This is a genomic window from Dongia sp. (assembly GCF_041918875.1).
Classification (GTDB): domain Bacteria; phylum Pseudomonadota; class Alphaproteobacteria; order Dongiales; family Dongiaceae; genus Dongia.
This window is the reverse complement of sequence record NZ_JAYRUV010000006.1, coordinates 187,130-212,319: the sequence shown is the minus strand read 5'-3', so window position 1 is coordinate 212,319 and position 25,190 is coordinate 187,130. Positions and strand designations below refer to the sequence as shown.

The following is a 25,190-nucleotide window of genomic DNA, read 5'->3' as shown; positions in this document are numbered from 1 at the left end:
GCAGCCCACGCGGAAGCCATCATATGGAGTACGATTCCTATCTGCGGTTCGTTCTGGCGCTGCTGCTGGTCCTCGGCCTCATCGCCATCCTGGCCTGGCTGCTGCGCCGCTTCGGCTTCGGCGGCGCGATGCGGGCCGACAGCCGGCGGCGCATCCAGATCCTTGAAACGACAGCCGTGGGACCGCGCCACCGCCTGGTGCTGATCCGCCGCGATCAAGTCGAGCATCTGCTGTTGCTGGGGCCACAGGGCGATGTCGTGGTCGAGCGCGGCATCGATCGCAAGGCCTTCGAGCAGGAAATGGCACGCACCGCACCGGCCAAGCTGGCTGCGGCGCGCGAAATCGCGCGGCAGGATCCGCCGCCTCTGCGCCAGCCCACCGACTTCACCACGCCGCACAGGGACGATTCCGCATCATGAACCGCATTCCCGCCCCGCTGCGGCCCATCCTATGGTTGCTGCCGGTCCTTGTGCTGAGTGCTGCCCCCGTCGCGGCGCAAAGCCTCAACCTCGACCTCGGCGACGGCCCCGATGGCGGTACGACAGGCCGCATCATTCAGCTGCTGGCACTGATGACGGTGCTGTCGCTGGCGCCGGGCATCCTCATCATGGTCACCAGCTTCACGCGCGTCGTCATTGTGCTGTCGCTGCTGCGTTCGGCCCTGGGTGCCCAGCAGACACCGCCCAATATGGTGCTGACCAGCCTTGCCCTCTTTCTCACCGTCTTCATCATGGCGCCCACCTTCGAGAAGGCCTATGAAGACGGCATCGCGCCTCTGATCGCCGAGCAGATCAACGAGGAACAGGCCTTTACACTGACAGTGGCGCCTTTCCGCACCTTCATGCTGTCCCAGGTGCGCGAGAAGGATCTGGCTCTCTTCATGGACATGGCCCAGATCGACGAAGTGGCGACGCCGGAAGAAACACCGATCAAGGTGCTCATACCCGCCTTCATGATCTCGGAATTGCGGCGTGCGTTCGAAATCGGCTTTCTCGTATTCCTGCCGTTCCTCATCATCGACATGGTGGTCGCCTCCGTCCTGATGTCGATGGGCATGATGATGCTGCCGCCGGTGATGATCGCGCTGCCCTTCAAGCTGATCTTCTTCGTCATGGTCGACGGCTGGTATCTGGTCGCGGGCAGTCTGGTACGCAGTTTCGGTACCGGGTGATCGCGGGCTAAGGCGCCGGCGCGCTTTCCGGCGGCGGGACCGCATCGGCTTCGGTTTCAGGGGCGCTCAAGCTCTCCTTCTTCAGCCTTTCGCGATAATCGTCGACAAAGGCACCCAATTGGTCGACGCTTTTCATTGCCGCCGAAATGCTGTCACTCAGGCTGCTCGACGGCGAGGTCAGGGTCTGGAAGGCCGTCGCATAGGGCCCGGTTGCCATCTGCTTGCCATGTGCCTTGGCCAGCATGCGCAGGCCGGGACGATCATTGGACAATGACAGCGCCACCGCCTGGTTGAGGATGAGCGGCGCCAGCACCTCATTGAATTGCGCGTCCCTCTTTGCCGCTGCCGCGCCGTCATCGGCAAGCTCGGCAAGTGCCGCCGCCGGATCGACGGCAAGGTCGGGCGGTGGCCGCATGCTGGGGTCCGCATCCTGCTGGCGCTTGGTTTCCTCCGCCACGAGCGCTTCCAACGCCTGGGCCGCGGCCGGCCATTCGCGCATGCGCCAGGTCAGATCCGCTTTCAGCCACAAACCGTCCAGGCTGTTGTCGCTGCGCACCAGTGCCATGCCTTTCAGCGTATCGCCCGTTTCGAACAGCGCTCGCCCCTGCAGGCGGCGGCGCTGCGCCATCAAGTCGGGTGGGATATCTGGCACTTCGCTCGCTTTGATCGCCTCCAGCGCCAATTCGGGCTTGCCGTCCAGCAGGCGGATCGCCGCAAGGCGGGTACCTGCCTTGGCCTTATCGAGGCCGGAGAGCCGCTTGGCGATCTGGTTTTCCAGGAGCGTCGCCGCTCCATCGAGAAGGTCGACTTTCACCAGCCGATCGGCCAGCGCGGTGACCATCCTGTCGCCATCGACACCGCTCGGAGTCAGCTCGCGGAATTCGTCATAGAGGGCAACCGCCGTCAGCGGCGGCAGGCGGTCGGCTTTGTCACCGAGATAAAGATCGCGAAAGGCCTTGGTCATCGCCTCGGTCGCGTCCTTGGCCTTCGGGTTTTTGGGGAAGTTGGCTGCCGCCTGGCGCAAAGTGACCAAGCCTTTGCGCGGCTGGTCGGATTCGACATAGAGTTGGCCGAGGCGATTAAGCAGGTTGAATTCGAAATCCGTCCCACGCCACAGGAAACGCAAAGCCTCCATCTGCTTTGTCGCCTGCCGCACGTCGATCTTGCCTTCCGACAATTGCAGCTCGGTCATATCGAACTGCGAGCGCGCACGCACCTCCTCGACCGGGCTGTCGATGAGGCCAGCCCAAATCCCGATCGCCTCGTCCTTCTTGCCGCCGCCGGCCAGCTGCAGACCGTCGAGATAGGCGCGATAATCCTCATCCTCGGCGTTCGGCATATCGAGGCGGATCGAATCCAGGAAGGCCTGTGCCGTCAATGCATTGCCACCGCGGATTAGCGCCTCCGCCGCCGCGCGCCGGATCAGCATGCGCGCCGTCTTCGGGTAATCGTCGATATCCGGAATCGGCGCACTGAAGGCGGTAGTCGCACTTTCCCATTCCCTATCCCGCGCCGCGATATAGCCGCGGAACAGCACTGCCTCCGGCACGCCATCGAGTTCGCTGCGATCGAGATCGGCATGCGCGTCCGCCGCGCGATCCATCAAGGCCTGCGCGGCACCGCGCAACGCCAGTACGTCCTTGTCGCCATCGGCGGCAAGCTTGTCGAGCTGTGCCATATCCTCGACTGCTTCCGGATAGCGGCCATGCGCAAAATGAAACTGGGCCAGGGCGAGCCGTGCCTGCGGCTTGTCCCGGTTTGACGTTTCGTCGATCGCGGCGCGCAACGCCTTTTCGTCGGCACCGAATTCCGCTTCGCCACCACGCCGCCAACGTGGCAGGTCGAAAATTCCCTCAGCCGTTTCCACCTCCACCTTGCTCGACGTTTCGGTGACGGGCTGCGACGGTGCGGCTTCGGGTGCGGCTTCGGGTGCGGCGGCGACAGTCGCGGGAGCCCCGCTCTCGATCGGCGGCGGTTCGGTCTCGGCGATCGGCTGCGGTACGGTTGGACTGGGGGGCGCGCCCGGCTCGCCATCGGTCGTGACGACCACGCCGTTGGGCAGCGCCTCGACCCGCGTCCGGTCGCTGATCGGGACGACGACAACACCCTGGAAGCTCGGCAGCACGCGGAAATCCGGCCAGGCGGCACCTTCCGCCACACCCGTTCCGGCCGCCACCAGGGGGATGACCGACAGCGAATCGCCCGCTTCCGGGTCGTTGAGCGAGATGACCGGGCCAGGCCGCGCCGCCTGCAGCAGCAGCGAGGCGCCACCATCGGCCAGGGATTCCCGGCGCTGGTCGATTGTCTTGGCCGGTCGCATGCTGCGGCCGGGTCCCAGGCTGACTTGCCAGGCCCGCCCGTCGCCGCTGACAGCGATCCCGGCATTGGCTCCGCCCAGCCTGTCCAATCCCGGCAGGCGCAAGGCCGTGGCATAGGGCGTCTCGATCCGCGCAAGGCCGGTCAGAGCCGGCACCGATCTGACGAGGCCGGCCACATCGACCGGCCCGGGGCGGTCGAACACCATCCACAACGCATCGCCGCGCTTGAAAACGGCAAGACCGGTCGCTTTGGGAAAGCCGAAATTCAGTACCGCGCCGTTTTCCGACGCCGCGGCGGAAGCCAGGATTTCGACCGGCGCCGGCGGCTGCGCTGCCTTGGTCACGGCCGCTTCCTTGCTCACCACCACGGGCGGTGCGATCTCCACCGCGGGTGCCGGCACCGGCGCCGTTTCAGGCTCCGTTGCCCCCACCGGCGGTTCGGATTGCAGTGCCGGCACATATTCCGGCACCCGGACAGCGGACGGAGCCGGCGGCTCTTCCGCCACGGGCGGTTCAGCCGGTACGGGGACCACCGCGGCAGGTGCCGGCTCAGGAGCCGCCGCATCGCCCTTGCCGTCGACCAGGTCGAAGACGATCGTATCGCCATTGCGGAAGGCGTTGATGCCGATATTGGGCAGCAGTTGCAGTTCCAGAACCAGGCCGCCGGATGCCGTCGACTTGGCGCTGACCCCGCGCAAGCGCGGCGGCAGCTTGGTCGCCGTGTCGAGCTGCCCCTGCTTGGCAAAAGTGACGATCGCCTTGTCGCCTTCCTGGCGGACCGAGAAATCGACACCCGGCCAGTCGATGGCGAGGCGCGAATAGCCGCTATGCTCGCCGCTGCGCAATTTGAGTTTCGGCCCACCGGCCGGTGCCGCCGATGGTTCGGCAGGTGTCGCCGGGATAGATGTCGTCGAGGCAGGTGGGGCCGCGGGCGCTTCCGCCTTGTTCGGAAAGACCGCTTCGCCCGGCTGCGCCAGGTCGAGCTGCAGCCGCTCCCCGTTTTGATTGAGCCGATAGGTGACCGGTTTCTTCAGGGCCAGCGTCAGCACCATCTTGTCGGCGCTCAGGGTCGCCGTGCGGATATAGGCTTTGAGGTCGGCGCGCAACGCCGTGGTATCGAGCGCGACGGGACGCGCGAAGCGCAGCACCATCGCCTGCGCGCTCAGGGCGACATCGACCTTCGGTACCGCCGCTTTCGGCCAAGTGAATGTCAGCCTGCCATAATCGTCGAAGAGCTGGCCGCGGGTGGCGACGGCATCCTGCGCCCGTGCGCCCATGGCCGGCAACGCCATGGCCAATGCCAGTAGCGAAACGGCGGCATAGCGCCGTCCCTTCCGCAACAGGCCCGACTCAGGTAAGTCCTTGATCATCGCAGCAAGATAATCGGGATCGAGCGTATCCGCCACCAGCCCCGAATCTGGCCCCGAATCCGGTCCCGGTCAGATCGGGCGCGATCAGTCGAAACTGGCCAGCAGGGCGTCGATCTCCGCCTGCTTGGAGGCATCGTCCGGCAATTGGGGCCCGTTGAGGAGTTCGGCATCGCTCGGCGTCTTCGCTTCCGGCGCCTCTTCTTCGGTCTCCGGATGCGCCTTCTTGTATTTGGCGATTTCATCCCCGAAGGCGACGACGAGGGCTTCGACCTTTTCCTCGATATGCTTGAGCGCATTCACCACCTTGGTGATGCGCTGGCCGGTAATGTCCTGGAAATTGCAGGCCTCGTAGACCTGTGTCACGGCTTCGCTGACCTTTTCGCCGAATTCCGGCGGCAGTTCGCCGGCAAGCGCCTCAAGCCCTTCCATGGCGCCCAGGATGGAATTGGTCGCCTCTTCCGTTGCACCGACGATGGCATCGAGCTCGTCGGTTGCCTTGGGCAGATGGCGCGATGTGATTTCGTCCGGGCGCAGCGCCGCAATCTCGGACTTGGCGGTGGTGATGTATTTGGCCAGAGATTCGAGTTCGGAATAGAGCTTCAGATTGTCGTCGGAAAGATCGCCCTCCATCGTCGCCAGCAGGCTGGTGACGACCTCGGCGATCTCGTCGCGGCTGACCGTCTGCATGCGCCCCTTGAGCGCACTCAGGCGATGCACAAGCTCTGGCGGAACTGTCGCAGTCATACCGGGCCCCATAACTCTGGCTCCTTCTTTCCGGCGGTCTCTAGCAGATCGACTCTGGCAGACGGACTCTGGCCGGACCGGCTCAGAAATTGCCGAGAACGGAGACCAGCTTGGTCTTGAGCGTGGCGGCGTTGAACGGCTTCACGATGTAATTGTTCACACCGGCTTCCTTTGCCGCGATCACGTTCTCGGTTTTGCTTTCCGCCGTGATCATGATGAAGGGCAGGTTCTTCAGCCGTGAATCGGCGCGTACCTCGCGCAGCAGCTGGATGCCGGTCATCGGTTCCATGTTCCAGTCGGAAATGACCATGCCGTAATCCTTGTCGCGCAGCTTCTGCAGCGCCATGGATCCGTCCGTGGCTTCGTCCACATTATTGAAACCGAGTTGCTTCAATAGGTTACGGATGATGCGGAGCATCGTCTTGTAATCGTCGACGATGAGCACTTGCATATTGAGATCGACCGCCATCAGTTCCCTCTCGCTCCAACTCTGTCCGTTTTGGATAGCATTAACTGCCCTGTACTGTCTTGAATTTGCAGCAAATAGGTTAAACCGGGGTTAAACCCGAAAAAACAAATTTACCAATCAAATCAAGGAGCGAGCGGCAGCGTCTTCTGCTGCGCAAGCTCGAAAGTCAGTTCCTTGACCTTGGTCGGCGAAACCAGGGCCAGAATCGGCGCCGAACGCGCCGTCTTCATCCGGCTGACCAGGTCGACCAGCAAGTCCATGTCCAACTCCTCAAACACCTGCGCCGCTTCCTTGGGCTTCATCTTTTCATAGGTCGCAACCAGCATCTGCAGGCTCGATTCCTCTTCGTCGGAGCGCTTCTTCAACAGATCCTCGACGGTCGATTGCAGCGCCTTGAGTTCCGCCATCTTCTGTTCCATGCGCTGCTCGGCCGCGGCCACCATCGCCTCGCGTTCATCGAGCTGGCGGGATTTCAACTCCAACTCCTCGCGCCGCTTGGCCAGTTGCTGCAACACTTCGACTTCTTCGTCGGTATATTCCAGGGGGTCACGGGCCGGCGGCGGAGCAGCGGTGCTGGCAGGCTCCGTCGCGGCGGCATTTTCGCCCGCCGGCGTCTCACTTGCCGGTGTCTCACCTGCCGGCGCTGCCGCAGGGGGTTCCGCCGTGCTCGCCGGCGCGGATTGCGCCTGGGTCTCGGTGCCGATGCCGACCGTCACATGCCGATACATGTCGCCCACCCGGATCGTCAGCACCAGTGTCATCACGCCTGCAAGAACCGGCAGCAGCCGGACGCGCGGCGCCGCGGACTTGGTAGCGGGAGTTGGGTCGGTCGGTCGGTTCGACGGCATGAAGGAATCCTAGCGGATACGGCCCAGGGCGGACAAAAGAGCTTGCGTCTGCGGATCCTGCGCCGGTTTGTGTTCGCTCTCGCCGCCGGCGCGCGGGGCGCTGGATGCGGTGGGCGCGACGGCCGGCATCTGCCGCGAGGCACCCAATTGCGCCTCCAGCCGGTCGGCGGCGCTCTCGGCGCGAACGATCAGCATCTTGATGTCTTCGCTGCTGCGCTGCAATTCGGCGACAACGCTCTGTCCGCGCCCGATCCGCTCGCCCAGCTCGCGCCCGATTCCATCGCCCCCGGCGCGCAGATCGGCCAGCGACCGGTCGGCCTGCTGTGTCGCCGCCGAGAAATCCTGGATCAGCTTCTGGAAACTTTCACGGTCCTTCTGCAGTTCGCCGAGCCGTCGCAGCAGGCGCATCACATAGAACAAGGTGACCGCCAACAAAGCGACCAGAACGAAATCGGAGATGAGGCCGAGCGACATCATGTTTTCCAGCGCCTGCCGAACCGCCCTATTTTATCAGCCTGTCCTGTAGCTTAACCGCAATATGCTGGCCTTTGCGGCCCATCTGGCCGCTGAAAAGGCGCACATCGCCGCAACGCAGCTCGATCATCGAATCCGGTGTCACTTCGAGATCCAGGCGGCTGCCCGGCTTCCAGTTCAACACTTCGTTGAGCGACACCGAGACTTCGTCGAGCACGGCGTTGATCTTGACTTCCGTCTGCCACAATTCACCGGAAAGATGAGTCTCCCAGATGGAATCGCGGCCGAACTTTTCGCCCATGAACATCTGCAGCAGCAATTCGCGCACGGGCTCCAGGGTCGCATAAGGCAGCATCAGTTCGAGCCGTCCGCCGCGATCTTCCATGTCGACGCGCAGGCGCGCCAGGATGGCGGCATTGGCTGGGCGTGCAATGGCGGCGAAGCGCGGATTGGTTTCCAGTCGCTCGAAACGGAAGGTGACCGGCGATAGCGGGTCGAAAGTCGCCGTAAGGTCGTTGAGCACGACATTGACCAGCCGCTCGACGAGGTTGCGTTCGATGGTCGTATAGGGACGGCCTTCGATACGCATCGCCGCCGTACCGCGGCGACCGCCCAGGAGCACATCGACGATCGAGTAGGTCAGCGAGGAATCGACCATCAGCAGGCCGTAATTATCCCATTCTTCCGCCTTGAACACGCCCAGCATGGCGGGCAGCGGGATCGAGTTGAGATAGTCGCCGAAACGGATCGCCGTGATGTTGTCGAGGCTCACCTCGACATTGTCGGAAGTAAAGTTGCGCAGGCTGGTCGACAGCATGCGGACCAGGCGGTCGAAGACGATTTCGAGCATCGGCAGGCGCTCGTAGGAAACGAGCGCACTGTTGAGCATGGCCTGGATGCCGGAGGTCTTTTCCTCGCCGCCTTCGCCCTTGGCGATGCCGAGCAGGCTGTCGATTTCGTCCTGGTCGAGGACGCGGTTCGACATTGGGCCGGAGGCGGGTGCAGCGCCGTCGCCGCCACCGCCATCGTCGTCGGCCATGTCGCCCCAGGCCGCGGCAGCAGCCTTTTCCTCTTCGGAGAGTTCCTCTTCAGGATCGTCGATCATGCTCTACCTCGATCGGGCCACTCTTATAAAAGGCACTCTTGCATAAACCGTGCCTATGCGACCCATCTTATTGCTGAACCAGCATTTCTTTAAAGAGAATATCTTTCACCTTGGCCGGTTTGGCCGCTTCCTTGACGCGGACCAGCAATTCCTCGCGCAGGCGCTGCAGGCCGGCGGCTCCCTGAACGTCCTCGGGCCGGAGGCTGCGCAGATAAGTGACGATCTCGTTCTCGATTCGCGGCATCACTTCCTCGATCATCTTCTGCTCTTCGGGCGAGCCGACCTCAAGCACCATGGTCGTGACCATGAAGGACTGCTTCTTGCCGGTCATGATGAGGTTGGCCTGCATCTTCGGCAATTCTACGAACGCCGGGACATGGCCCTCTTCTTCCTCTGCGGCTTGCTCTTCTTCGCCGGTTGCTTCGCCCTCGCCACCATGCGCCTCTTCCTTTTTCGGCTCCTCCTTGAACAGCAGGAGATAGGCCGCCGCCCCGCCGCCGCCCAGCAGCAGCAAAGGCAGGACGATGAACAGCACCAGCTTCTTGCCGCTCATCTTTTTCTTGGATTGCGATGCGCCTTCTGCGCCTTCATCAGCCTTTTCAGCCATTTTCCTCGACGTCCCAATGGGCTCCCGGTTTGTTCCGGGGCGAATTGTGCCCGGCCCCGCGCAACGGCGCAAAAAAGTCAGCCAGGCAATGAAGTTAAACTAGACTGGGATGGTTAATATCAAGTGAAGCGAGCGTCTCGCAATTTGTGCCGGGGGGCGGCAGCTTTGGGCCCCGGCAGTTTCTGCTCGGATTATGCCGAAGGGCGTATAATTGATTGATTTTATTCATATTTATCATTGGCACGAACTCTGCATGTCCATGACCACCAGCCGCAGAGCTGGATGAAACCGACCCTTTGAGGGCACCGTCATGGAAACACCGACTTACATCGTGCTGTCGCGCCAGCTCGGTTTGTCCCGGCAGATGGACGTGGTGGCCAACAATCTGGCCAACACCAACACTCCCGGCTTCAAAGCCGAGGGTATGGTCTTCAGCGAGTATCTCATCAAGGCCGAAAAGCCCGTCAAACTGTCCTATGTCCAGGACCTGGCGAGCTACCGGGACATGCGCGAGGGCAATATCCAGACGACCGGCAACGATCTGGACGTCGCCATCCAGGGTAAGGGCTTCTTCGTCGTGCAGACGACCGACGGCCCCCGCTATACGCGCAATGGGCGCTTCCAGCTCAACGCCGCCGGCGAGATTGTCACCTCCGGCGGCTTCCGGGTTCTGGCGGGCGGCGCGCCGCTCATCGTCAACACCGATGACGGGCCGATCACCGTCGCCTCGGACGGCACGGTCTCGGCGGACCGGACGCAGGGCGGCAACACGCCCGTGATCTACGGCAAGCTCGACGTGGTCACTTTCAACGACGATTCGAAGCTGACGCCAGACGGCAGCAGCATGTTCGCCAGCGAAGAGGCGCCCGCCCAGGCGACCGTGGCGGATTTCAAGGTTCAGCAGCGCATGATCGAAGGATCGAATGTGGAATCGATCCGCGAGATGACCAGCATGATCTGGGTGCAGCGCAACTACCAGTCGGCCCAGAAATTCCTGGAAGGCGAGCATGAACGCATGCGCCGCGCCGTCAACTACATCATCCCCAGCTCCTAAACACAGGCGGGAGATAGAACCATGAAGTCACTTACCACTGCAGCGACCGGCATGTTCGCCCAGCAGATCAATATCGACGTCATCGCCAACAACATCGCCAACGTCACGACGACAGGCTTCAAGCGTAGCCGTTCGGAATTTGCCGACCTGCTCTATCAGGATCTGCGCCGCGTCGGCACGCAATCCTCCGACACGGCGACTATCGTGCCCGCCGGCGTGCAGGTCGGCGTCGGCGTCAAACCGGTGGCGGTCTACCGCATCAACGAACAGGGCTCGCTTGTGCCGACCGACAATCCGCTTGATGTCGCCATCAAAGGGCGCGGCTATTTCCAGGTGACGCTGCCCGACGGCACGACCGCCTATACACGCGACGGAACATTCCGCCTGTCCAGCGACGGCACGATCGTGACGGCGGATGGTTTCAACATTGTCCCCAACATCACCGTGCCGAATAATGCCGACGACATCACCATCAACGCCAACGGCCAGGTCGAAGTGACGATCCAGGGCCAGGTTGCACCGGTCCTGCTCGGCCAGATCCAGCTGGCGACCTTCATCAACGATGCGGGCCTGCAGCAGACCGGCGACAATCTGTTGCTGGAAACCGAAGCGTCCGGCGGACCCACCACCGGCAATCCCGGTGCTGTCGGCTTCGGCTCGCTGCAGCAGAATTTCCTGGAACAGTCCAACGTCAACATGGTGAGCGAGATGACCGACCTCATCGCCGCTCAGCGCGCCTACGAGATCAACTCGAAGGTGATCCAGGCTTCCGACGACATGCTGGCTACCGTCAGCAATATCAGGTGAGGAGGCGTGTCATGATCGATCTGCGATTGCCTGCGGCCGTCTTGTTTGCCGTCGTCGGTGTCGCCGGCTCCCAATTTGCCGCCAGCGCCCGGGCCGACATGCTGGCCAGCACCGGCTATACCGATGCGGCGGAGGAGACCGAGGCCGGCCTGCGCCTGCGCAGCAACATCATGGTCGACGACGAAGTCGTGCGTTTGGGCGACCTCTTCATGGAATCGCTGTCGGTCGGCGACACACCGATCGCGCAGGCGCCGGCTCCCGGACAGACGCTCACGCTCGATGCGCGTTTCCTGACCCAGCTGGCGCGCGCCTACAGCCTGGACTGGCGGCCGGATTCGAAGTTCGAGAAAGTCCTGGTCGGCCGGCTGAGCCAGCGTATCGCCGCCCTACAGGTCGTCGATGCCCTGGCCGCCGCGATCCACGAGCGTTCCGGCAACGATGCGCGCCTCGATCTGGTGCTCGACGGCGGCGACGTGGAATTCGCCCTGCCCACGAATATTCCCGCGACCGTCGGCGTCCGCAACCTGCAATTCGACCCGACAAGCCAGCGCTTCGCTGCAACGCTCTACGTGCCGGCCGAAGGACCGACGGCCCAGGAACGCCGCGTCAGCGGATCGATCTACGAGACGATCGATATCCCCGTCTTCGGCCATGCCATGGGCGCCGGCATGACCGTGCAGGAAGGTGACCTGCAATGGATTTCAGTGCGCACCGATCGCTTGATCGGCAATGTCATCACCGATCCCCGGCAATTGGTCGGCATGACCACCAAGCGGCCCTTGCGCACCGGGCAGATGCTGCGCGGCAGCGACCTGGTGATGACGCCGGCCATACGCAAGAACAGCCTGGTGACCCTGGCCCTCAAGAGCGGCCCGATGAATCTCACCGTCACGGGCAAGGCCCTGGAAGATGCCGCGATCGGCCAGCCGATCCGCGTCGTCAACGTCAACAGCAAGAAAGAACTGACCGGCATCGTTCAGGATCCGAGCACGATCGTGATCCCCGTCGCCGGCCAGCTCACCCTGAACTGAAGGAGGCCGTCATGGCTCGCTCCAAAACCCGCCAACGTGCCCTGTTCATGGCCATCGCCGGCCTGCTCGGCGCCGGCTCGCTCGGCGGCTGCGGCAACATGATTGACCGCGTCGCCGAGATCGGCAAGGAACCCAGCATGGATCCGATCGAAAACCCGCAGAAGGATCCGAACTACCAGCCGGTCAGCCTGCCGATGCCGACGCCGACGGCGGATCTGCGCCAACCCAACTCGCTTTGGCGCCAGGGCAGCCGCGCCTTCTTCAAGGACCAGCGCGCCGGCAAGGTCGGCGACATCCTGACGGTCGTCATCGAAATCGACGACCAGGCCAAGCTCGACAACAAGACCGACCAGACGCGCGACGGCAGCAACAGCGCCGGCCTCGACAACCTGCTCGGCTACGAGACAATGCTGAACGACATTTTCCCGGACGGCATCGACGCCGGCAATCTGGTAAATTCCGACAGCAAGTCGACCATCGCCGGCTCCGGTACGGTCAATCGGTCCGAAGCCATCAAGCTGCGTGTCGCGGCCGTGATCACCCAGGTCCTGCCCAATGGCAACATGGTACTCCAAGGTACGCAGCAGGTTCGCGTCAATTTCGAGCTGCGCCGGTTGACGGTCGGAGGCGTCATCCGCCCCGAGGATATCTCGAACGTGAACGAGATCAATTACGACAAAATTGCCGAAGCCCGTATCGCCTACGGCGGCAAGGGCACATTGTCCGACATGCAGCAGCCGCGTTTCGGCCAGCAGGTCTACGACATCTTCTTCCCGTTCTGATTTCCCGAGCGTCGATTGCAACATCGGCCGTGACCTCGCCACGCCGATAGAGAGTTCATGACGGCGACTTCCCTTCCATCCATCCGGATGGAAGGGTTCTTTTTCGTGGCCGGGTTCTCCCCTAAACTCGGCGCATGACCGACCTCGTCGCCGCCGCGCTTTCCAACCCGATCAACCGCGCCATTCTCACGCGCCTGCCGATGCTGGGCATCGAGGACGCATGGCTGGTCGCCGGCTGCATTTATCAAGCCTATTGGAACGTGCTGCGCGGCCGGCCGGCCAGCGAGGGCGTCAAGGATTACGATATCTTCTATTTCGACCCGACCGACCTCTCTTACGAGGCCGAGGATGCGATCGTGCAGCGCGCCCGCCTGGTATTCGCCGATCTCGACGCGCTCATCGACCTCAAGAACCAGGCACGCGTTCATCTCTGGTACAGGCAGCGTTTCGGTGCCGATTATCCGCCGCTCGGCTCCGCGCGCGAGGCGATCGGGCGCTTTCAGATCCGCTGTACCTGTGTCGGCTTGCAGCCCCGGCCCGACGGAACGCTGGATCTCCACGCCCCTTACGGTCTCGACGAACTCACCCGTGGCGAACTGAAAGCCAACCGCCACTGCCCGGACCGAAGCGGGGTACGCGCGAAGGCGGAAAGCTACCGGGCGCGCTGGCCCTGGCTGACCATCGCCTCAGTCGATGATGAGGCCGGAGTTTGATCGACCGGATCGATCAATCGTCGCGATGAGTCCGCTCCATTCGCTCATGGCGCTCCTGCGCCTCGAGCGACAGGGTGGCGATCGGACGGGCTTCCAGGCGCTTCAGGGAGATCGGCTCGCCGGTCTCCTCGCAATAGCCGTAAGAACCGTCTTCGATGCGGCCCAGGGCCTCGTCGATTTTCTGGATAAGCTTGCGCTCGCGGTCGCGCGTGCGCAGTTCCAGCGAGCGATCGGTCTCCAGCGACGCACGATCGGCGAGATCGGGCTCCGAAAGACTCTCTTCCTGCAGATGGCTCAGCGTTTCACCGGATTCGCGGAGCAACTCGCCCTTCCAGGCCAGAAGCTTCTGGCGGAAGTATTCGAGCTGAACCGGATTCATGAAGGCTTCTTTGTCGGAAGGCCGATAATCGGGCGACAGCAATGGCTTCATGCGTGGTCTCGACTTGTCGTTGCCACTTCGCCCCGAAAGGGTCTGAATCGGGAGCGAATTTGGCGCGGAGTATAGGCAAAAGGCCGCTCCGAGCAAGCGCGATTTCGCGCCTGCCACTTTCACCAACCGGTTGAATTATATGATTTCTTGAACGCCTAGCGGCTAAGCTTGGCCAGTTCGACCGCCGCGCGCAGCTCAATCTCGTCGAGAATCGCGGTAAGCTTGGGATCGTCGATTTGCTCCCGCTTGGCGCGTACCATTTGCGCCAGCTGCTCCAGCCGGTCCTTTGGAATGGCCCCCATCAGAAGCCCCGCGCGGATCTCGTCAAGGAAGTCGAGCATCTGGAGACCGCGATCCCGGGCCCGCTTCCGGGCGCGGCTCTGGACGGCGTCCGGCGTTTCCTGGACCGCAAGGACCACCGAAAGTGAGTTGACGCTGAAAGCCATGGAGACATGATGCCCCTGCCCGCCCTGGCTCTCGCCAAGCGCTTTGGCAAACTCACCGCCGCCGCCAGCCGAGCCGGATCCGCCAACGCGGCGGTTGGAAGAGACTGGCTTGGGCGAAACTGGATCGATCTTGATGGCCACAAATCACCTGGATCGGGGGAACCGATTCACATCCATATAGTACCATGCGCAGCTAATAAAAGATTAAAAGAATTAACGACTTGGCGGGATGCCAGCATAATTCGTTAAGGCAATTTCTGCCCACTAACGGGGCCGAACCGCCCTCGACCGGGGATACCTTCCGGACGGCCGAGCACAAATTGCCGCCGATTCCCGGCTAAATATTTGAATTCATTAATCCATGCTGCCGCAGCAGGTTGGCACGGAACTCGCATCGATCGGCCTGGATAAAGATCCGCCCCTTTGGGACCGATGCGTGCAATGACGAAAAAGCTCCATATCCGCCCCCCCGCAAAATGGCGCCGCCTGACCAATCTGGTCATGGCACTGTCCTTGCTGCTGCCGGGGCTGGTCCCCAGCGGCCCCGCGCTGGCGCTTTCCCGGATCAAGGACATTGCCGAGTTCGAAGGTGTGCGCGAGAACCAGCTGGTCGGATACGGGCTGGTCGTCGGCCTCGACGGCACCGGCGACGATGTGAAGAAGAAGTCGCCCTTCACCCGAGAAAGCCTCATCGGCATGCTTGAGCGCCTGGGTGTCAAAGTGAATCAGGCCAACGCCGACCTCGAAACCAAGAACGTGGCGGCCGTCATGGTCACCGCGACCCTGCCCGCTTTCGCCCGCCAGGGGGCCGAAATAGACGTCACCGTTTCATCGCTGGGCGATGCCTCCAGCCTGCAAGGCGGCACCCTGCTGGCGACACCGATGCTGGGCGCCGATGGCGAAGTCTATGCCGTCGGGCAGGGCCAGATCACCATCGGCGGCTTCAAGGTGACAGGCGCCGCCGAGACGATCGTGCGGGGCGTGCCGACTTCCGGCCGCATCACCAGAGGCGCGATCGTCGAGCGGGAAGTCCCCTTCGATTTCGAACAATTGCAGACACTTAAGGTGGCACTGCGCAACCCGGACTTTACCACGGCGCGGCGCATCACCGACGCGATCAACGAATTTGTCGGCGCCGGCACCGCGACCACCCTAGATTCCGGCACCGTCCAGCTGAACGTCGCCCAATATGGCGGCGACCCGACCAGCCTCATTACCGATATCGAGCAATTGCCGGTCGAACCCGACCAGCAGGCCAAGGTGATCATCGACGAGAATACCGGTGTCGTAGTGATCGGGCAGAATGTCCGCATCAGCAAGGTGGCGATCGCCCAGGGCAATCTCACGATCCGCGTCACCGAAACGCCGCAAGTATCTCAGCCTTCACCATTTTCCAACACTGGCGTGACGACAGTCGTGCCCCGGACGGATATCGAGGTGCAGGAAGATCCGAACCGCAAGCTGGCCGTGCTCAACGACAGCGTGACTCTGGAAGATCTGGTGGCCGGGCTGAACTCCCTGGGCGTGGGTCCGCGCGACCTCATCTCGATCCTGCAATCGATCAAGAGCGCTGGCGCCATGCAAGCCGACATCATGGTGCAGTAAGATGACCGACCTCACCCTTCCCGCCATGATCGATCCCAGCTTGCGGGCCGCCGGTCCGAGCGCAGGCCAGACGCCGCGCAATGCCGCCGGCATCGCGAAAGTGGCCGAGGATTTCGAAGCTTTCTTCGCCGGCCTCGTCTTCGACGAAATGACCGCCGACATCGAACCGGACCCGGTTACCGGCGGCGGCGAAGGGGAGTCGATGTTCAAATCGCTGCTCAATCAGGAATACGGCAAAGCGGTCGCCAGCACGCATGCGCTGGGCATCGCCGATGTCGTGCAGCGCCAATTACTGCAAATTCAGGAGGTTGCGTGATGGACAAGACAACGCGGATGACGGAATTGCTCGCCATCACCTCACAGCTCATCGGCTGCATGGAGCGCGAACTCGAGCTTATGCGCAGCCTGAAACCGCTGGAATTGAAACAGCTGCAGATGGACAAGGTCGCCCTGGCCGACGCCTACCAGGCTTTCACGATGGCGCTCAAGGAACCAGGCGAGGACATCAACACGATCAACGTGGCTTTGCGCGACGAACTGACCGCGGCAACCGAGCGCTTCCAGGCCGCGGTCCAGGACAATCTCCGCGCCCTGAAGGCGATGCGCGACGTCAACGAGCGGGTGATGCGTGCCGTCGTCCAGGCATTGGACGAGAAAAGGGCGGCTGTCACCGGCTACAACAATCGTGGCAGCGTGACCAAGTCACGCCGCCAGGCAGCCAGTTGCCCCGTCGCCGTCCAGCAACGGGCGTGACCCAACGTCGGCAGAAAGAACTGCCGGTTAACCCCCAAATTTTAAAAGATAATTAGACCGTAACGTCGACGGCCGCGGTACTGGCACTTGCGTTCGGCAAGCTTGGTGCCGAAGGTACCGTCGGGGTCGGCGCGGGGGTGGCCGCCACTGGCGCCGGCGCCACACTCACACTGGCACGCGAAGTCGCGGAGGCCGCCTCACTCCCGCTTGGCACCTGGACCTCCGCCGATGCGTTGGCGTTGCCAGACGGCTGCGCGCCATCCGCCGCGGTTCTCGCGACCCGCTGGCCGTCGGCATACTTCCGCAGATAATATTCGGAAGGAAATTGCTGCACGATCTCGCCGGTATCCGGCTCCTGGCGCAGCAAGACGATCTTCCCGAAATCCTGGCGGTAGGAAAATTCGAAGCTGTTGTAGCGGTAGCTCTGCGCCGTCGGGACGACCACCTGATCCGCGGGCTGGGCCGCCGCTGCTTCCGTCGCCGCGGTGGCCCCAACGGGGGCTACCGCCAAGGCAGCAGAAGCCGCTGACGCCCGCACGAAAAGTGCGGTGCCGCTGACTCCCGAACTGACTGCCTGGGCAACGTTTACCATTCAGCAAGATTCCTCAAATATGGTCCCCTGGCAAAAGCGACAGGGCGCATATCCATACTCAACGAACGTTTGGGTGAATAATGAGTCGGGTGAAAGGCTGCAGTTAAAAAACTGACAAGCCTAGACCAACTTAAAGTCACCCAGATTCCAAGATAGGCTGCCAGGGTAAAATATGCAATAGGCTTAACTGCCTATTAACACCCTCTTGTGCGCGATCCGAGATCTTCTTCCCTCCCCGCGCCGCGACTTCTCCGCTTTCCGGAGTCATTCATAAGACGGCTTTCCCTGCAAAAGCTGCCCGCCTGCCTAGTCGCAATTTGCCACACCCGGCAAAGGCTACACGCTGCCTCAACGGCGAAAATTGCATTTTTATACATATAAATCAATAATTTACAGACTGGCACGATAGCTGCATAACAGCTTCCCGAGACGTGGCGACTGGCGCCACCAGGTGGTCAGAAACGATCCACCGAAGTCGCAAAAACACATTCGGGAGAACCCAGATGGCGACCAACGACATTCAATTGACTGGCGGCATCCGCAGCAACCTCCTGCTGCTGCAGCAGCTCTCCGGCAAGCTGGACCGGACGCAGCAGCGCTTGGCAACAGGCAACAAGATCAACGGGGCGATCGATGGGCCGGTGGCCTATTTCGCCTCGAAAGGCCTCAACCGCCGCGCTGACGATCTGGCGACATTGAAGGACTCGATCAACCAGTCCGTTTCGACGATCAAGGCCGCCGACACCGGCATGACCAAGATCGAGACCCTGATCGAACAGGCCAAAGGGCTCATCACCTCCGCCTATCAGAACCTGGGCAGCGACTCAAATTCGGTGGCGCTGCGTAAATCGCTGGCGGAACAGTACAATACGCTGCTACGCCAGATCGACAAGCTGGCGGAAGATTCGAGCTACCAGGGCAAAAACCTTCTGCTCGGCAGCGGCCTTCGCCTCGACGCGACTTCCTCGTCCAAGAGTTCCACCAACGCGCTGCCGGGCGTCACAACTTCGCGGGTCACCAATGTGACCAAGGTCGACGATTACGTCATCGACGTCACCGGCGACGGCCGCATTACCCCCAATGCCAGCGATATCGCCGACGCGGAACGCGATCGCGGTATCAGCAACCTGGTCATAAGCGGCTTCCAGAGCAAGACGGACGGCAACCTGGACCCGGTCACGATCCGCTATACCGGCGGCAAGGGCAAGGCGAAGACCTTTACCGTTACGGAAGGCGATGTCGCGGTCACCAAGACCTTCACTTTGCAACAGTGGGAAGACGCCAAGTCGACCGGCAAGTCCTTGAACTTCGACCATCAGTTTGCCAGCGGCACGCATATCAACTTCGATATCGATTTCGATCAGATCGACGATGTGCCCGACACCAACGGTCTCGGAACCTCGACAATAGAGAAATTGGTCGATCTCGGGGTCAGCGTCTCCAATTTCAACGGCGTCGGCCAGGAAATCACCCGGTCGGCAAACAATTTGCTCGGCCAGCAGAAGCTGGCAGATGGCGAGAACAGTTGGAATTTCGACACCGGCACACCGCGCCTGACGATCGACGAACGCACGATCATGCAGTCCGCGGCTTACAGTGCGGCGATCGGCGAATCCTATGGCCGTGCCGCCAGTGGCATCGTTGGCACTCCCAGCATCGCCACGACCGGCATTTCGAACGATTTCACCTATACCTTCGCGGCTTCCGCGGCACCCGGGAACTTCAACTTCACCACCGGGCATTTCGACACCTACGCCGTCGCCGCCACAGGTCCCTTCTCCACGGCGACCCTTTCCGTGAGTGCCGACGGCATCGTCACATTCAGTTCGATTGCCGACAACGGCACCAGCGTCGAGGTCAATTTCCTGCGCAGCGGCCTCAACGGCATCACCGTGGCTTCGGCATCCGATGCGACACAGGCGGATGGCACAGAAAACGTCACCGGCGGTGCCGTTTCCGCCGGCAATATTGCGCTGACCAGCATCAGTGGCATGGCCGAGAACCTGGCACACAAGATCACCGTCAACCTCAAGACCGACGGATCGGCGTCAACTTTTGTCCTCGACGACGGCTATGGCGGTAAAGCCTTGATCACCGGCGACCTCAATTCGGCCCAGGTCCTGAGCTTTGTCATCAGCGGCGGCGTCAACAGTGGCGCCATCATCCAGCTCACGGTCGGCGGCGGATCCCTCCGCGCCGATGCCGAAGCGACCTTGACCTATAACGCAATCGGCGCATTCACGGCTCCGGACCAGTTGAGGTTCGATGTCCGGGCCGCGCAGACCGGCTTCACGTCGACGCTCAACACGATCCAGGTGACCGACGGCACCGAACAGAACAACCTGACCGTCCAGCTCAATGAGACGAATACCAACCAGGTGACCGTCGTCAGCCGCAACGTGAAAACGGACGGACAGGGACTCGCCATCGACTTTGCGCAGAACGACTGGCTGGATAGAGCCGATATCGATAATGCTGCGGCCATGATTGACGCTGCGAAGATACGATTGCGATCTACCGCATCGGCGCTCAACAACAATCTGGACGTCATCACGACCAGGCTGGAATACACCAAGGAGTTCATCGACGTGCTGGCGGAGGGCGCCAACAAGCTGGTGCAGGCCGACCAGAACGAAGAAGGCGCCAACATGCTGCAACTGCAGACCAGGCAGCAGCTCGGCACCATCTCGCTCAGTCTCGCCAACCAGGCGCAGCAGGCCATCCTGCGTCTGTTCTGAGGAACGATCCCCCGATCGACCCTCGGACCAAACCCGGCCCAGCGATTCGCTCCCGCTGGGCCGGGATTATTTCAAGAGCCGCAGTTCAGCTACGAAAACGGCGCCCTGCTCTCGCAAGGCGCCGTTTTCATGCCCTGTTCATGTCCTGCGCCGGGGCCGTCAGCCGATTTTGAGTACAGTAAGATCCAGGATGCCGGTGCTGGAGTCCTGCTTGGGTGTTTCCGGCTTGGCAATGGCGGCCTTCTCCGATGCCGGTGTCGCCCGACCATTGTGTCCACCGGCTGCGGGCTTATCGAACGTCACCTGGAGTTTATCATTTGGAACCGTCATTTCCGGCGTGCCGTCGCCCAGATGAAAATCCCACATCGCAGGACCAGGCCGCGCAGCAGCAGCACCTGCAACCGACCTGCCGCCGAACTGCACACGCCGCAGCAGATCGGCAGCCTCAGCCGATGCAGGCAGGAAGGTGGATGCACGCTTGGCTGACGTCAGTGCCTCGCCAATCTCACCCGTCTTAAGCAGCAGTTCACCCAGCAGAAGCCAAGCTTCGCCACTGCGATGCTCGATGGACGTAGCGCGGCGCAGCCATTGGATGGCCAACGCAGTCTGGTCGGTTCCTTCCAGCGCGCGCGCGTAGTGAAAGGCCGTCGAGTACTTCTTTCTATCAGCTGCCGTTGCGGCTTCCAGGCACGGAATGGCTTCTGAATACTTGCGACGCGCGACCAGGACAGCGCCGAGATTACCCAGCGCCTCGACATCGTCGGGTGCTTGGTCGCGCAGCGTTTTTAGGCAGGCTTCAGCTTCCTCCAAGCGCCCAAGATTCATCAAGCAATTGGCGATCCGCTTTTCGACGCTGTGGTCCGTCCCCGCCAGCGTCCGATACCTTTGATAGGCATCGCAGGCATTGGCGTAGTCCTTGATATCGTTCAGCGTGTCGCCGAAACGACACCAGGCCGCAGCATACCCGGGCTCCAAAGTCACCGCTTTGCGGGCCGCAGCGGTCGCTTCCACGAAGAGATGCGCCGCGCTGTAACCTGTCGCCAGATTGTTCCAATAGAGGGCCTCTCCGGGTTGCTGTTGTGTGGCGCGCTTCAGAAAGTCGATCCCTTCATTGACGCGGCCGGTACTGCTCAATGCCAAGCCCATCATATGCAGGGCCTCGGCATGGTTCGGATCGACCGTCAGCAGATGCTGCAGAATCCTCTCCGCTTCCGCCCAATTGGCGGCCTGAGCAGCTGCGACCGCCTGATCGAGCAGAAGCGCTACACTGTTTTTGTCGGTGCCCTTGAAGTCGGACGAGCGCAGTTGCTTGGCTGCAGTCCGGCGGGATTTCCGATTCATAGTATCTACCTTTCGTCTCGCTCCGGAACCTTGTTCCAAGGGAATAGATCTGCAATCAAGCCTGGGCGATCATGGCACCGATCGCGCGCGCTATCACATCCCCGCTTCCGGCTCCGCCGTGATGGAATACGGTCGCTACATTCTTATACCACAATTGCTGAAAATCCGGACCACCCCAGCACCAATGGTCGACGCGTGAAACCGGCTTCACCACACGCTTGCCCAGATGGGCTGCCAAATGCGCGGTGACGTCGTCGATCGCGATAACTCCGTCGAGGGCTGCCATCTGGGCGGCGGCGGCGGTATAGCTTTCCCGACCGCGCGGGTCGACGATCATGTTGCGATCCGTTGCGGCCAATGCGTCGAGATCAGCTTGCGTGCTATCCCGCTGGATGGCAACGACGGCAATGCCCGCCGCGTCGAACAACGCCAGCCAATCGGTCAGGGCCGATTTCAGCGACCAATCGCCGCCGCGCCAGCTCAAGCCGATCAAGCGCCGTCCAGGCATGATTTCACGATATTCCCTGTCGAATTGCCGTGTCAGGTCAGCGTCCGCCTTGAGGGCAAAATTCGGTGCGCTCAAAAACTCCGCAGCGCCAGTACGATAGCGGACCGCAAGGTCTCCCAAACTAGTCTGAATCTGAATCCGCTTTTCGATAAACTCCTTGGTATCCAGTGTCCCTGGCGACACGAACTCGACCTTGGGAAATAGCGGCTGCAGCAATGGAATGAGATCGCTGTCGCATTCGGCCAGGACGTAGCGCGCCTCGGCCACCGCATTCGTCAGCAACGGCGCAAACAACAACTGCTCGGCCCGCGATCTTTCGGCACGCAGGAAGACGCGCTTGCGCTTCAGGTGGGCGCCGTTCCAGGCTTCAGGATACTTCTTGGGGTCGATCGTCTCCAGGTGGCGCGGCAACTGGCCAGGTCGCGTACCAAAGCGCCAGCCGATCTCGGGCCAGCCATGCGCCCAATCGCCCTGACGCAGGGCCGCCTCGCCGACGCCGACATGAGCGACGGCCGATGTCGGGGCAAATTTCAGCGCCTTGTCGTAATTGGATCGTGCAAGCCCCCATTCGCCCTGGGCGCCCATCATCTTCGCCAGTCGTACCCGGCTCTGGATATGGTTCGGATTCACGCGCAGCACGCGCGCAAAGTAATCGCTGGCTTCGTCGTAGCGCTCCTGGCGCATCAGAATCTGGCCCATCGCGATCAGCGCTTCCTCGCTGTCGCCGAAACGGCGCAGCGTCTCGCGGGCAAGGCGCTCTGCGCGAGCATCCTCGCCGGACGCGGACAAGGCAACGGCAAGTTCGGCATGCAGGACCGCCCGATCGGGCGCCAACTCGATCGCCCGAGAAAGAATAGCCGCAGCGTCGACCGGCTTGCCGACATTCATGGCGGCCACCGCGATACCGTGCAAAGCCACATCCTTACAGGCGTCTTCCTCGAGCAGCATGCGGCAGAAATCCTCGGTTTCCGACGTGCGGCCGAACTTATGCAGAGTCTCGGCACAGCGTTTCAGCATACCGACATGCGCCTGGTGCAGTTCGCCGGCGCTGACCGCGGCCAGCATGCCGCCGACCTTGGCCGTCATCTGCTCCCAGGTGTCTCCTTTGTGCTGGCGCAGCAGCAGCAAGCTGTCATACCAAATCGATTTGTCGCCCTTGGTCAGCCAGCGCCAGTCGGAATTGATCGGCAGCATCGCCCAGACCGGCTTGCCGAGCCCGGCGGCGTAGTGGATGGTGCTGTTGTCAACCGAAATAATGATGTCCATCGCCGCCACCTGGGCGGTAAAGGGATCCATGTTGCCCATGGGCTCGATGGTCGGATCGTGCAGGACCTCAACGCCGAACTCGTCCTTCAGCACCTCGATGTCACGGCTGACATCGCCGTATTGCAGACTGACGAAGCCGCAATCGGGATTCTTCAGAATTGGCAGCCAGTTTTCGAGCTCCAGCGAGCGGACACCAGCACTGTCGCGGTTGCCTGAGCGCCAGGAAATACCCACCAGAAGCTTTCCTGGAAACTTGGCTTGGTATTTCTTGCGCAGCTTGCGCAGAAAATCGGGATGCGGGATCAGAAAGCCCGCTCGTCCCGGCAGGTCAAGATAGTCCTCGCCCATGACATAAGCGAGATCCCCAGCCGCCACCTTGGCCTTGACCTCGTCCATGCGCCAATTGGCCGGCAGGTTGGTGCGTTCGATGATCTCGAAGTCTGGAAAACTGCGCTGGAACAGGCTCGTTTGTCGCGGTGAAATCTCGAACACGATATGATTGGCGCGCTTGCGGGCCGGGATCATGTGGCCAGCATACATGATGTGGTCGCCCACGCCCTGCTCGCCATAGATCACCAGCTTGCCGTCGCGGATTTCTTCGCCCTTCCACTCTGGGACCGGGAAGTCGAGCTTGCCGCCCGCATTCTCCCGCCCCCAGCGGCTTTCCATCAACGGCATGGCGGCGTCGAATTCCCCAAGGCGGAACAGATTGAGCGCGCGCGACATCTCCAACTGCGCCTTGCCCGGGAATTGCGCGGCCAGCTTCTCGACGATGCGGTGCGCCTCGACGAAATCGCCGTCATGCATGGTCGCCTGGATGAGCGCGCCTTCGGCGTCCGGATCGGTCGGATGATACTGCAGATATTCCTTGAGATAGGTCAGCGCCTGTTCGATCGCGTCCGACCATTGATAGATGTCACGGACGGAACGCAGGTCGTTGGTCGTACCGGTCCGCATCTTCTCCATGAGCCATTCTTCGGCCGCGCGCTGCTGAACCGTGTCGCCCATGGAGCTGGCGATACGTTCCTTTACGGCCATCGACCGGATATGGTCAGGCGCACATTCCAGGGCCTGGTCGATATAGGACATCGCCTCGGCCAAGTCCTTTTTCTGCAGCCACAGGCTCCAGCCGAGATAGCAGAGAACGTCCGGCTCCCTAGGCTCGATCGCCAGAATGCGCCGCGCCAAAGATTCAACGTCCCGTGGGTTGCGCATGGCGATGCGCGTGCGCAGCAGATTGCCCAGAATGAAGACGTTGTTGGGCGCGCGCTCCAGCCCTTGCTCATAGGCCTTTGCTGCCGACAAAGCGTGTTTCAAGGTAAACAGCATGTCGCCAAGAGCCTGATAACACTCAATCTTTTCTGGATTTGCCTTGATCGCCCGGCGCAGCATCAATTCCGCTTTGCCATTGATGCCGAGATCCCGCAGCACGATACCCAGGTTGAACAGGGCCAGGTCATTTTCTTTATCTATCTCAACCACTTGCTCGAGAGCGGCCTGGACCTTGGGAAGCTTACCCTGGCGGTGGGCGGCACCTGCCTGCTGCATCAGATCGTCGACCTTGCGACGCTCCTGCGGGCTGAGTTCCTTCTTCGCCACCGCCGGCGCCGCGGGAAGGAGTGGTGCCTTGGCCCGCGCCTTAAGTTCCGGCGCAATCCCGCGGCCGGTGAAATCAATCACGTCCAGCATGGCTTCCACGACACTTCGCTCCTGACCTGGCATTGCCTTCTCGCCCCTCCATGCATGTCCCATACCAGCAGAAACCGGCTTAGAGTGCTGATGTTAACATTTTATTAAGTCTAAGTCATTGAAGAGTCGGCAGGTTTTTCCGAGGCACCAAAATTACCTGGGCAATAATTGCCCAAGCCGGCAGGAATTGCCCAGAGACCCCCGCGCGTGCCGTTAGTAAATCGGCCAAATACCGGGTTTCCGGCAGAAATTTCCTTCTGGCAGGGAAATTGCTTCCCATCCCGAGCTGCCTGCATTCCGCATGTGGCCGCCGGAGCAAAGCTCCGGTG

The 25,190-nt window shown here is 61.8% G+C and carries 23 protein-coding genes; 11 read left to right on the top strand and 12 right to left on the bottom strand.

Translation table 11 applies throughout. The features are described from left to right. Positions 1 to 23: 23 nt before the first annotated feature. A complete protein-coding gene (locus ACE3TY_RS08800) occupies positions 24 to 419 on the top strand; it encodes a flagellar biosynthetic protein FliO (protein ID WP_374652647.1) in 396 nt (131 codons plus the stop codon). Further along, the gene (gene fliP / locus ACE3TY_RS08795) at positions 416 to 1,171 is read left to right on the top strand and encodes a flagellar type III secretion system pore protein FliP (protein ID WP_374652646.1); all 756 of its coding nucleotides are present in this window, start codon (positions 416 to 418) and stop codon (positions 1,169 to 1,171) included. The genes ACE3TY_RS08800 and fliP overlap by 4 nt, the downstream gene beginning before the upstream one ends. A gap of 7 nt (positions 1,172 to 1,178) precedes the next feature. Here fliP and ACE3TY_RS08790 read toward each other — a convergent pair whose 3' ends face one another. From ACE3TY_RS08790 to ACE3TY_RS08760, 7 genes are all read right to left on the bottom strand, one after another. Further along, positions 1,179 to 4,895 carry a tetratricopeptide repeat protein gene (locus tag ACE3TY_RS08790; RefSeq protein ID WP_374652645.1) on the bottom strand — a complete coding sequence of 1,239 codons (3,717 nt, stop codon included), beginning with the start codon at positions 4,893 to 4,895 and terminating at the stop codon, positions 1,179 to 1,181. Between the two features lie 48 nt (positions 4,896 to 4,943). After that, a complete protein-coding gene (locus ACE3TY_RS08785) occupies positions 4,944 to 5,603 on the bottom strand; it encodes a protein phosphatase CheZ (RefSeq protein ID WP_374652644.1) in 660 nt (219 codons plus the stop codon). Positions 5,604 to 5,685: 82 nt separating this feature from the next. Beyond that, positions 5,686 to 6,072, bottom strand: a complete 387-nt coding sequence (locus ACE3TY_RS08780; protein ID WP_374308423.1) for a response regulator — start codon at positions 6,070 to 6,072, stop codon at positions 5,686 to 5,688. A gap of 122 nt (positions 6,073 to 6,194) precedes the next feature. Further along, positions 6,195 to 6,920 (bottom strand): MotE family protein, encoded by a 726-nt coding sequence (locus tag ACE3TY_RS08775; RefSeq protein WP_374652643.1) that lies wholly within the window; start codon positions 6,918 to 6,920, stop codon positions 6,195 to 6,197. A gap of 9 nt (positions 6,921 to 6,929) precedes the next feature. Continuing rightward, on the bottom strand, positions 6,930 to 7,397 hold the full coding sequence (locus ACE3TY_RS08770; protein WP_374652642.1) for a DUF6468 domain-containing protein: 468 nt from the start codon (positions 7,395 to 7,397) through the stop codon (positions 6,930 to 6,932). Between the two features lie 25 nt (positions 7,398 to 7,422). Beyond that, the gene (gene fliM, locus ACE3TY_RS08765; protein WP_374652641.1) at positions 7,423 to 8,499 is read right to left on the bottom strand and encodes a flagellar motor switch protein FliM; all 1,077 of its coding nucleotides are present in this window, start codon (positions 8,497 to 8,499) and stop codon (positions 7,423 to 7,425) included. Between the two features lie 67 nt (positions 8,500 to 8,566). Continuing rightward, positions 8,567 to 9,178, bottom strand: a complete 612-nt coding sequence (locus tag ACE3TY_RS08760; protein ID WP_374652640.1) for a flagellar basal body-associated FliL family protein — start codon at positions 9,176 to 9,178, stop codon at positions 8,567 to 8,569. Between the two features lie 238 nt (positions 9,179 to 9,416). On the opposite strand from ACE3TY_RS08760, the gene flgF reads away from it, so the two are divergent. The 5 genes from flgF to ACE3TY_RS08735 all read left to right on the top strand — a co-directional run bounded on the left by flgF (position 9,417) and on the right by ACE3TY_RS08735 (position 13,493). Next, complete coding sequence (gene flgF / locus ACE3TY_RS08755) at positions 9,417 to 10,160, top strand: flagellar basal-body rod protein FlgF (RefSeq protein ID WP_374652639.1); 744 nt, start codon at positions 9,417 to 9,419, stop codon at positions 10,158 to 10,160. 21 nt (positions 10,161 to 10,181) lie between these two features. Further along, complete coding sequence (gene flgG, locus ACE3TY_RS08750; RefSeq protein ID WP_374652638.1) at positions 10,182 to 10,967, top strand: flagellar basal-body rod protein FlgG; 786 nt, start codon at positions 10,182 to 10,184, stop codon at positions 10,965 to 10,967. A gap of 11 nt (positions 10,968 to 10,978) precedes the next feature. Next, positions 10,979 to 11,998: a flagellar basal body P-ring formation chaperone FlgA gene (flgA, locus tag ACE3TY_RS08745; protein ID WP_374652637.1), complete on the top strand. Its 1,020-nt coding sequence runs from the start codon at positions 10,979 to 10,981 to the stop codon at positions 11,996 to 11,998. A gap of 11 nt (positions 11,999 to 12,009) precedes the next feature. Beyond that, complete coding sequence (gene flgH, locus ACE3TY_RS08740) at positions 12,010 to 12,780, top strand: flagellar basal body L-ring protein FlgH (protein ID WP_374652636.1); 771 nt, start codon at positions 12,010 to 12,012, stop codon at positions 12,778 to 12,780. A gap of 134 nt (positions 12,781 to 12,914) precedes the next feature. Further along, positions 12,915 to 13,493, top strand: a complete 579-nt coding sequence (locus tag ACE3TY_RS08735; protein ID WP_374652635.1) for a nucleotidyltransferase family protein — start codon at positions 12,915 to 12,917, stop codon at positions 13,491 to 13,493. 13 nt (positions 13,494 to 13,506) lie between these two features. On the opposite strand, the gene dksA is transcribed toward ACE3TY_RS08735, so the two are convergent. Together dksA and ACE3TY_RS08725 are read right to left on the bottom strand one after the other, a co-directional pair. After that, positions 13,507 to 13,923 (bottom strand): RNA polymerase-binding protein DksA, encoded by a 417-nt coding sequence (dksA, locus tag ACE3TY_RS08730; protein ID WP_374652634.1) that lies wholly within the window; start codon positions 13,921 to 13,923, stop codon positions 13,507 to 13,509. A gap of 155 nt (positions 13,924 to 14,078) precedes the next feature. Then, positions 14,079 to 14,510 (bottom strand): flagellar assembly protein FliX, encoded by a 432-nt coding sequence (locus ACE3TY_RS08725; RefSeq protein ID WP_374652633.1) that lies wholly within the window; start codon positions 14,508 to 14,510, stop codon positions 14,079 to 14,081. 300 nt (positions 14,511 to 14,810) lie between these two features. On the opposite strand from ACE3TY_RS08725, the gene ACE3TY_RS08720 reads away from it, so the two are divergent. From ACE3TY_RS08720 to ACE3TY_RS08710, 3 genes are read left to right on the top strand one after another with little or no spacing between them, the layout of a single operon-like run. Beyond that, positions 14,811 to 15,974 (top strand): flagellar basal body P-ring protein FlgI, encoded by a 1,164-nt coding sequence (locus ACE3TY_RS08720; protein WP_374652632.1) that lies wholly within the window; start codon positions 14,811 to 14,813, stop codon positions 15,972 to 15,974. A 1-nt stretch (position 15,975) separates the two neighbouring features. Then, positions 15,976 to 16,290 carry a rod-binding protein gene (locus ACE3TY_RS08715; RefSeq protein ID WP_374652631.1) on the top strand — a complete coding sequence of 105 codons (315 nt, stop codon included), beginning with the start codon at positions 15,976 to 15,978 and terminating at the stop codon, positions 16,288 to 16,290. Then, the gene (locus ACE3TY_RS08710) at positions 16,290 to 16,727 is read left to right on the top strand and encodes a hypothetical protein (RefSeq protein ID WP_374652630.1); all 438 of its coding nucleotides are present in this window, start codon (positions 16,290 to 16,292) and stop codon (positions 16,725 to 16,727) included. Before ACE3TY_RS08715 ends, ACE3TY_RS08710 begins: the two co-directional genes overlap by 1 nt. A 52-nt stretch (positions 16,728 to 16,779) precedes the next feature. On the opposite strand, the gene ACE3TY_RS08705 is transcribed toward ACE3TY_RS08710, so the two are convergent. After that, positions 16,780 to 17,319: a hypothetical protein gene (locus ACE3TY_RS08705; protein ID WP_374652629.1), complete on the bottom strand. Its 540-nt coding sequence runs from the start codon at positions 17,317 to 17,319 to the stop codon at positions 16,780 to 16,782. Between the two features lie 503 nt (positions 17,320 to 17,822). Between ACE3TY_RS08705 and ACE3TY_RS08700 the strand changes: the two genes are divergently transcribed. Continuing rightward, complete coding sequence (locus ACE3TY_RS08700) at positions 17,823 to 20,057, top strand: flagellin (protein ID WP_374652628.1); 2,235 nt, start codon at positions 17,823 to 17,825, stop codon at positions 20,055 to 20,057. A gap of 159 nt (positions 20,058 to 20,216) precedes the next feature. Here ACE3TY_RS08700 and ACE3TY_RS08695 read toward each other — a convergent pair whose 3' ends face one another. Both ACE3TY_RS08695 and ACE3TY_RS08690 read right to left on the bottom strand, forming a co-directional pair. Next, positions 20,217 to 21,398: a tetratricopeptide repeat protein gene (locus ACE3TY_RS08695; RefSeq protein WP_374652627.1), complete on the bottom strand. Its 1,182-nt coding sequence runs from the start codon at positions 21,396 to 21,398 to the stop codon at positions 20,217 to 20,219. Positions 21,399 to 21,453: 55 nt separating this feature from the next. Next, entirely contained in the window at positions 21,454 to 24,861 is a 3,408-nt protein-coding gene (locus ACE3TY_RS08690) for a tetratricopeptide repeat protein (RefSeq protein WP_374652665.1), read from the bottom strand. Positions 24,862 to 25,190: the final 329 nt, after the last annotated feature.